This window comes from Brachybacterium sp. J153 (assembly GCF_036311905.1).
Lineage (GTDB): Bacteria > Actinomycetota > Actinomycetes > Actinomycetales > Dermabacteraceae > Brachybacterium.
Window position 1 is genome coordinate 252,491 of sequence record NZ_JAZDCH010000004.1, and the last position, 7,399, is coordinate 259,889.

Genomic DNA, 7,399 nt, shown 5'->3' on the forward strand with positions numbered 1-7,399 from the left:
CCCCAACCGCCGACGCCGCCCTCCCCCCCCCCGCTGCTGCATCGGGCCGTAGGGCTCAGATGTCGTAGTACAGCTCGAACTCGTGGGGGTGCGGGCGGAAGCGGAACGGATCGATCTCCGTGGTGCGCTTCAGCTCGATCCAGGTCGAGATGAGGTCCTCGGGGAACACGTCGCCCTCGGTGAGGAAGTCGTGGTCGGCCTCGAGGGCGTCCAGGGCGGCGCCGAGGGAGTCGGGCAGCTGCTGGATCTGCGCGTGCTCCTCCGGGGGCAGCTCGTAGAGGTCCTTGTCGATCGGCTCCGGCGGCTCGATCCGGTTGCGGATGCCGTCGATGCCGGCCATCAGCTGCGCGGCGAAGGACAGGTACGGGTTCGCCGACGGGTCCGGGGCGCGGAACTCGATGCGCTTGGCCTTCGGGGAGGAACCGGTGACCGGGATGCGGATCGCGGCGGAGCGGTTGCGGGCCGAGTAGACCATGTTCACGGGGGCCTCGAAGCCCGGCACCAGACGCTTGAACGAGTTCACCGTGGGGTTGGTGAAGGCGGTCAGCGCGGGGGAGTGGGCGATGATGCCGCCGATGTACCAGCGGGCGATGTCGGAGAGACCGCCGTAGCCGCGCTCGTCGAAGAACAGCGGCTCGCCGTCCTTCCACAGCGACTGGTGGGTGTGCATGCCCGAGCCGTTGTCGCCGAAGAGGGGCTTGGGCATGAAGGTCGCGGTCTTGCCGGCGTCCCACACGGTGTTCTTCACGACGTACTTGAACTTCATGACGTCGTCCGCCGCCTGCTGCAGCGTGTTGAAGCGGTAGTTGATCTCCTGCTGACCGGCGGTGCCGACCTCGTGGTGGGCGCGCTCGACCTCCAGGCCGACCTCGCTGAGCACCGCGCAGATCTCATCGCGCAGGTCCGCCATCTGATCGTTCGGCGGGACGGGGAAGTAGCCGCCCTTGAGACGGGTCTTGTAGCCCAGGTTGCCGCCGAACTCGGACTCGTCGCGGTCGGTGTTCCACACGGCCTCGTCGGAGTCGATCGAGTAGAAGCCCGAGTTGACGGAGGTCTTGAAGCGGACGTCGTCGAAGATGTAGAACTCGGCCTCGGCGGCGAAGAAGGCGGTGTCGGCGATGCCGGTCGACTTCAGGTACTCCTCGGCCTTCGCGGCGACGGTGCGCGGGTCGCGGGAGTAGGGCTCGTCGGTGAACGGATCCACGATCGAGAAGTTGACGATCAGGGTCTTCCGCTCGCGGAAGGGATCGAGGTAGGCGGTCTCGAGGTCCGGCACGAGCTTCATGTCCGACTCGTGGATGGCCTGGAAGCCGCGGATCGAGGAGCCGTCGAAGAGCTGACCGGTGGCGATGGCCTCTTCGTTGAAGCTGCTCGCCGGCACGTTGAAGTGCTGCATGACGCCGGGAAGGTCGCAGAAGCGGATGTCGATGAACTCGACGCCCTCCTCTTCGATGTACTTGACGACCTCGCTGGGATTGTTGAACACATCTCCTCCATCCGCGCCGGGGCGGCGCGCCGTTCTGGTCCTGCCCGGGGCTCGTCGTGCCGCACGGGCGATCTCCTGCTCCGAGGCCGGCACGCGCTGCGGGCCGGACTCGGTGGGAGCAAGCTTATGCGCCGTCGGTCCCGCCTTCCCGAAGCACGTCCTCGCCCAGGACCCCCGGATAGGCTCCCTCCGTGATCGAACGCAAGGACCTCGGCTCCTGGATGGAGGGCGCCCCGGGCGACCCCGGATACGTCAAGGGCTCGTCCCTGGGACTGCCGCCGACGGGCCACGGATCCGTCGCCCCGTTCTGGCGCCGGCCCCTCGCGCTGGTGATCGACTGGGCTCTCGCCGTGGGGGTCTCGACCGTCGCCTTCGACTATGACGCCCTCGCCAACCTGATCCTCTTCGCAGCGGTGAACGTCCTGTTCCTGGCGCTTTTCGGGGCGACTCCGGGGCAGTACGTGCTGCGGATGCGGACCTTACCGGTGCGCGGTCGCAGCCCGATGATCCTGCGGGCGCTGATCCGTACCGGGCTGATGCTCCTGCTGCTCCCGGCGGTGGTGTGGAACCGTGATGCGCAGCCCCTCCACGACGTCGCCGCGGGCACCGCGGTGATCCGCGTATGACGGGTCCGTACGGGAGCGAACGAGGGCTGCGGGCGCCCCGGGACGCCGGGAAGTCCCCCGGCGCGCTGCTCGCCGGTCGAGCAGACCGCTGAGGGCGGATTCCGCTTCTGACCTGCGAGAAGAAAGTTTGGTTACGAAAAGGTCACGGCGGCAACGGTCGGATCACGAGACGCCGGGACGCTAGGTTGGGCGGCGTGATCGAGCGTCCCTCCCGACCCCAGACCCCGTTGCCCCCGCGCGCACCTGAGAAGCACCGTGTCGACGCGCAGGGCGGGCTGCCGTACCCCGGGATAGTCGGCGGTCCTCCGGGACCGGGGCATCCCGTCGCCCCCCGGTTCCCCCCGCGACATCCCTCGCCGAGCCCCGATCCGCATCCCGTGCTCGGGAGGCGGCTCGTCGACCTCGGTCGGATGAGCTCGACGGGGGCAGGAACCAGGTTGCTGCTGGGGGCGATCGGAGCCCTCGCAGTGGCCGGGATCCACGTGCTCATCACGGTCGGCCTCGTAGTGCACGACGTGCCCCGGGGGGAGTACGAGCGGGCCTTCGTGGTCGGGTTCGCGCTGCTCGGGACCTTCCCCCTGTGCCTCGCGGTGGCGGCTCTGCTGCTGCTACGCCGCAGCTGCTGGGTCGTGCTCCACGAGCACGGGATGGTGGCGGCCACGGCTCTCGGGGCTCCGCTGGTCCTGCCCTGGTGGGACGTCCTCGAGCTGCTCCCGCCGCCGGCCGACACCAAGTACCCGTCCTTTGAGGTGAGGACCCGTGCCGACCGGCGACTGGTCATCCCTCGGCTCCGCCGCCCACCGCGGCTGACGGTGCGGGGGTACCGCACGCATCCGGACGTGGCGCTCGTCCTCGATCACTACGTGCACTGGTGCCACCGTCACGGGCAGATGCCGCGCATCGGCAACAGCCGGCAGTGGACCTGACGACCAGACCGACGACTCCCGGGACAGCACGACGCCCCCGTCGGCCGGAGCCGGACGGGGGCGTCTGGAGTGCTGAGGCGCGGTGGCTGGGCGGATCAGCGGCCGCGCATCGCCTTGCGGTTGGGGCGGGCGCGCATCGGGTCCACGCCCTTGGGCACCTGCTGGCGGATCGAGCGCTGCAGGGCCGAGAGACGCTTGGTGACCTGCGAGGCCTCGTCCTTGGTGAGCTCGCGCTTCATGCGGGTCATGTAGCCGGGGAGCTTGTGCAGGGGCACCTCGCCCTCACCGTCGCCCACCACGATCTGGTGCACCGGGACGCCCTCGTGCTGGAGCACGCGGCGGATCGAGCGGCGCTCCTTCTCGAGCAGCTTCATCGAGGTCGAGGAGGAGTCCTCGGCGACGATCGCGATGCCGGCCCGGCCGGAGGCGCGGAAGAGCATCTTCTGGCTGCGGGGATCGATCTGCACCGGTTCCTCCGTCACATTCCAGCCGCGACGGATCGACTGCATGGCGGCGAGCGCCGCTCCGGGCTGGCCCTTGATGCGGCTGAACGCGGCGCGCTCCGCCTTCCGGGCGAGGATCAGCATCGCACCGAGCAGGCCCACGGCGATGCCCAGGAAGATGCCGTACCAGGGGCTGTTCAGCACCAGCCAGGACACGAGGACGCCGACGACGATCGCGCCGAGCATCGCCGCCAGCATCAGCGGCAGCGTGGTGCGGTCCACCTCCTGGGTGTACCTGTACACCTCGAGCATCTGCTTGAGGCGGCCGGGCTTCTTCGGCGCGGACTTCTCGGACTCGCTCTTGCGGGCCATGGGGGTGGGGGTCCTTCCGGGGGTGCGGACTCAGCTCGCGGCGGCCGGGGAGCGACGGGCGACGACGCTCGCGGCCTCCTGACGGGCGGGCTGGTCCTGATCGAGGTGGCGGAGGTTCTCAGGGATCTCCCGCCCCAGCTTCTTCATGGACTGCGCCCACAGCTTGCCCGCGCGGTACGAGGAGCGGACCATCGGTCCGGCCATCACCGCGAGGAAGCCCATCTCCTCGGCCGCATGGGACAGATCGAGGAACTCCTCGGGCTTGACCCAGCGGTCGATCGGATGGTGGAGCTTGGAGGGGCGCAGGTACTGCGTGATGGTGATGATGTCGCATCCGGCGTCGCGCAGCCGCTGCAGCGAGTCGAGGATCTCGTCGGTGGTCTCGCCCATGCCGAGGATCAGGTTCGACTTGGTGATCATCCCGGCGGACTTGCCCAGCGAGATGACGTCGAGGGAGCGCTCGTAGCGGAAGGCGGGACGGATCTGCTTGAAGATCCGCGGCACCGTCTCGAGGTTGTGCGCGAACACCTCGGGCTTCGCGTCGAAGACCTGCTGCAGCGCCTCGCCGTTGCCTTTGATGTCGTCGATCAGCAGCTCGACGCCGGTTCCGGGGTTCATGGCGTGGATCTGCTCGCAGGTGCGGGCGAACAGGCCGGCCGCGCCGTCGGGCAGGTCATCGCGGGCCACGCCCGTGATGGTCGAGTAGCGCAGTCCCATCTCCTGCACGGACTTCGCGACCTTGAAGGGTTCCATCGGGTCCACGGCCATCGGCTTGCCGGTGGCGATGTCGCAGAAGTCGCAGCGGCGGGTGCAGGTGTCCCCGCCGATGAGGAAGGTCGCCTCGCGGTCCTCCCAGCACTCGAAGATGTTCGGACAGCCCGCTTCCTCGCAGACCGTGTGCAGGCCCTGGCCGTGCACCCGTTTCTTCATCGCGCTGTACTCCGGACCCATCACCGCGCGGGTCTTGATCCAGTCGGGCTTGCGCTCGATCGGCACCTCCGCGTTGCGTGCCTCGACGCGCAGCAGGCGTCGGCCCTCGGGAGCGAGTGTCACCGTGATGCCTCCATACGTTTGACGGTCCTGGCAGTCTATCGATCCGCGCGCGGCAGGTGTCGGTCAGGCCACCCGCGGCGAGGTGCGGTGCGCCACGAGATCGGTCAGCGCCTCCGCGGCGAGATCCACGACGTCCGCGACGGCGATGCGGCGGCCCGCCTCGCGAGTCAGCGTGGTGACCCCGGCGTCGTCGATCCCGCAGGGGATCACGTTGCGGGCCCACGAGAGGTCGTTGTCGCAGTTCAGGGCGAAGCCGTGCATGGTCGCGCGCTTGGAGACCCGCAGCCCGATCGCGCAGACCTTGCGATCCTCGGCCAGCTCGCCCGCGGCGCCCTCGGTGCCGCGCACCCACACGCCGCTGCGCCCCTCGACGGGGATCGTGTCCACGCCCACCTGCCCGCACACGCCCATGATCGTCCGCTCGAGATCGCGGACGAAGCCGACCACGTCGATCGGCACGGGTAGCTTTACGAGCGGGTAGCCGACGAGCTGCTGGGGTCCGTGCCAGGTGATCTTCCCGCCGCGGTCGATGTCGACCACCTCGGCGCCGTCGCGGGGTCGCTCGTGGTCGGCGGTGAGCTTGCCCGCCGTGTACACGGGCTGGTGCTCGAGCAGCAGCAGGGTGTCCGGCCGCTCCCCGGCGACGACCTCGGCATGGAGCCGGCGCTGCAGATCCCAGGCGGCGCGGTAGTCGACCGGCCCCTCCGGCAGGCCGAACTCCTCGTGGCGGTCCCCGCCGGGGAGGGGTTCGCTGAAGCCGAGACGGATCACATCGAGCATCCGCTCAGAGTACTCCCGCGGGCCCTCACCTGCGCATTGTGGATGACCGACGGGGAAGGGGGCGTGGTGGGCTTCACTGGTCGCCATGCACGACTACGACGAGGATCGTTTCGCGGCCGGAGCGCCGTCGCTGTCCGGCCCGCGCGGGAGCGGCTGGTCGGCCGACGGGGACCGGACGCGACCGTCGGCCGGGCGACATGCGCGGTCGGAGACGAACTTGGTCGAGCGGCCGCGGATCCTCCACGCCGACGGGGACGTGGTGGTCGAGCAGGTCGCGCAACAGGGGCGCGAGGGCGTGGTGCGGGTGCGGGCTCTCAGCGGGGAGGGCCGACGGGCTGTGCGGGACCAGGCACAGTTGCTCGCCGCCCTCGAGGTCGACGCCCTGCGCGCGGCCCCGACGGTGCTGGCCCTCGAGGACGACGCCTACCTGCGCGAATCCGCCCCGGAGCTGGCGCGGCGGGGCGGGCGCCGCGCCGACCACGACGGCACTCCTCCGACGGCCGAACGGCTCGCCCTCGGGGCGGTGCGCGAGGACCTCGAGGCGCTCGTGGGGGCGCTCCATGAGCGGGGCTGGTTGCTCGGTGCCCGCGGGGCCTCGGCGCTCGGGCTCCGGGCCGACGGCACCGTCGTGCTCCTCGACCTGCGCGGCCTGCGTCGTGGTGATGACGCTCTGGATCAGCTCGCCGATCGGCACTGGATCGACGCGACCCTCTTGGACCGCGATCGCACCCTGCGCCGCCGCATCGACGACCATCGAGCGGTGCAGCCGGCGCCCGTGGCGGCCGGGAACGGGCCTGCTGTGACGGTTGAGCCCGCCCGGGCGCAGCCGGGGATCGCCGCCGACGAGATCGAGGACGGCGACGGACCGGTCGGGGCGGAGAAGTCGACCGAGGACCGTGCCCGGCCCCGTCCCGCTCCGCGGGCAGCGGATGTCGACGTCACCCGGAGCACCAAGAGCACCCGAGGCACGTGGGGCAACCGGAGCAGGCGGGGTTCCCGGGGCACACCGGTTGTTCACCTGGTGCGATCCGTGCACCGCCTCATCGTCGATCCCGGCACCCGCCGTATCGCGCTGCTCAGCGGGGCGAGCGTGCTCGCGGCCGGTCTCGTCCTCGGCACCGGCGGCTGGCTGCTCTCCGACGGACCTCGCGGGGAGGGGTCGGCGAGCGAGGTCGGGACCGGGGAGACGACGGGGGAGTCGGGGACGGAGGGAACCGGGGCAGGGCCGGACTCCGGGGCCGGGACCGCAGCGGTCCCGATCGAGGACCCGTGGTCGCTCGGCGCTGAGCTCGCCGGCTCCCGTCACGCCTATCTCACCAGCGCCTCGGACCAGGCACCCACCGCCGCCGGAAGCGCCGCCCGCGCGGAGGACGACGCCGTGCGCGCGGCGTACGAGGGCGCGACCGTCCGCGGCGGCGGACCGGTCGTGCAGGACGCGGAACTGCTCGAGATCGATCTCGACGCCGGCACCGCCGCGCTCCGACTGGAGACCTCGACCGAGGCCGCGACCATCACCGACGCGGCGGGTGAGGCCACGGAGGTGCCCGCGACCGCGCCCGGCACCGTGATCCTCGATCTCGTCTGGGACGGGCGCCAGTGGCTGATCACGGAGGTGCGCGAGCGCGACGCGTGACGCGGACCAGCCCCGGAACGCGGGGGGGGGGGGGGGGGCCCGAAGGGTGGGGGCGGGTCTACCTCTGGGACGGCTGTTCT

The 7,399-nt window shown here is 70.9% G+C and carries 7 protein-coding genes; 3 read left to right on the plus strand and 4 right to left on the minus strand.

All coding sequences use genetic code 11. The annotated features are described in order from the left end of the window. Positions 1 to 55: 55 nt before the first annotated feature. Positions 56 to 1,486, minus strand: a complete 1,431-nt coding sequence (gene glnA / locus V1258_RS02875; RefSeq protein WP_329748267.1) for a type I glutamate--ammonia ligase — start codon at positions 1,484 to 1,486, stop codon at positions 56 to 58. Positions 1,487 to 1,677: 191 nt separating this feature from the next. On the opposite strand from glnA, the gene V1258_RS02880 reads away from it, so the two are divergent. Both V1258_RS02880 and V1258_RS02885 read left to right on the plus strand, forming a co-directional pair. Continuing rightward, entirely contained in the window at positions 1,678 to 2,112 is a 435-nt protein-coding gene (locus V1258_RS02880) for an RDD family protein (RefSeq protein ID WP_329748268.1), read from the plus strand. 410 nt (positions 2,113 to 2,522) lie between these two features. Further along, positions 2,523 to 3,038, plus strand: coding sequence for a hypothetical protein (locus V1258_RS02885; protein ID WP_329748269.1), 516 nt, complete (start codon positions 2,523 to 2,525; stop codon positions 3,036 to 3,038). A 95-nt stretch (positions 3,039 to 3,133) separates the two neighbouring features. On the opposite strand, the gene V1258_RS02890 is transcribed toward V1258_RS02885, so the two are convergent. The 3 genes from V1258_RS02890 to lipB form a co-directional block, all read right to left on the minus strand. Next, positions 3,134 to 3,853, minus strand: coding sequence for a DUF4191 domain-containing protein (locus tag V1258_RS02890; protein ID WP_329746629.1), 720 nt, complete (start codon positions 3,851 to 3,853; stop codon positions 3,134 to 3,136). Between the two features lie 30 nt (positions 3,854 to 3,883). Then, a complete protein-coding gene (gene lipA, locus V1258_RS02895) occupies positions 3,884 to 4,906 on the minus strand; it encodes a lipoyl synthase (RefSeq protein WP_329746630.1) in 1,023 nt (340 codons plus the stop codon). Between the two features lie 63 nt (positions 4,907 to 4,969). Next, positions 4,970 to 5,686: a lipoyl(octanoyl) transferase LipB gene (gene lipB, locus V1258_RS02900; protein ID WP_329748270.1), complete on the minus strand. Its 717-nt coding sequence runs from the start codon at positions 5,684 to 5,686 to the stop codon at positions 4,970 to 4,972. Between the two features lie 85 nt (positions 5,687 to 5,771). Between lipB and V1258_RS02905 the strand changes: the two genes are divergently transcribed. Continuing rightward, positions 5,772 to 7,319: a hypothetical protein gene (locus V1258_RS02905; protein WP_329748271.1), complete on the plus strand. Its 1,548-nt coding sequence runs from the start codon at positions 5,772 to 5,774 to the stop codon at positions 7,317 to 7,319. Positions 7,320 to 7,399 lie beyond the last annotated feature (80 nt).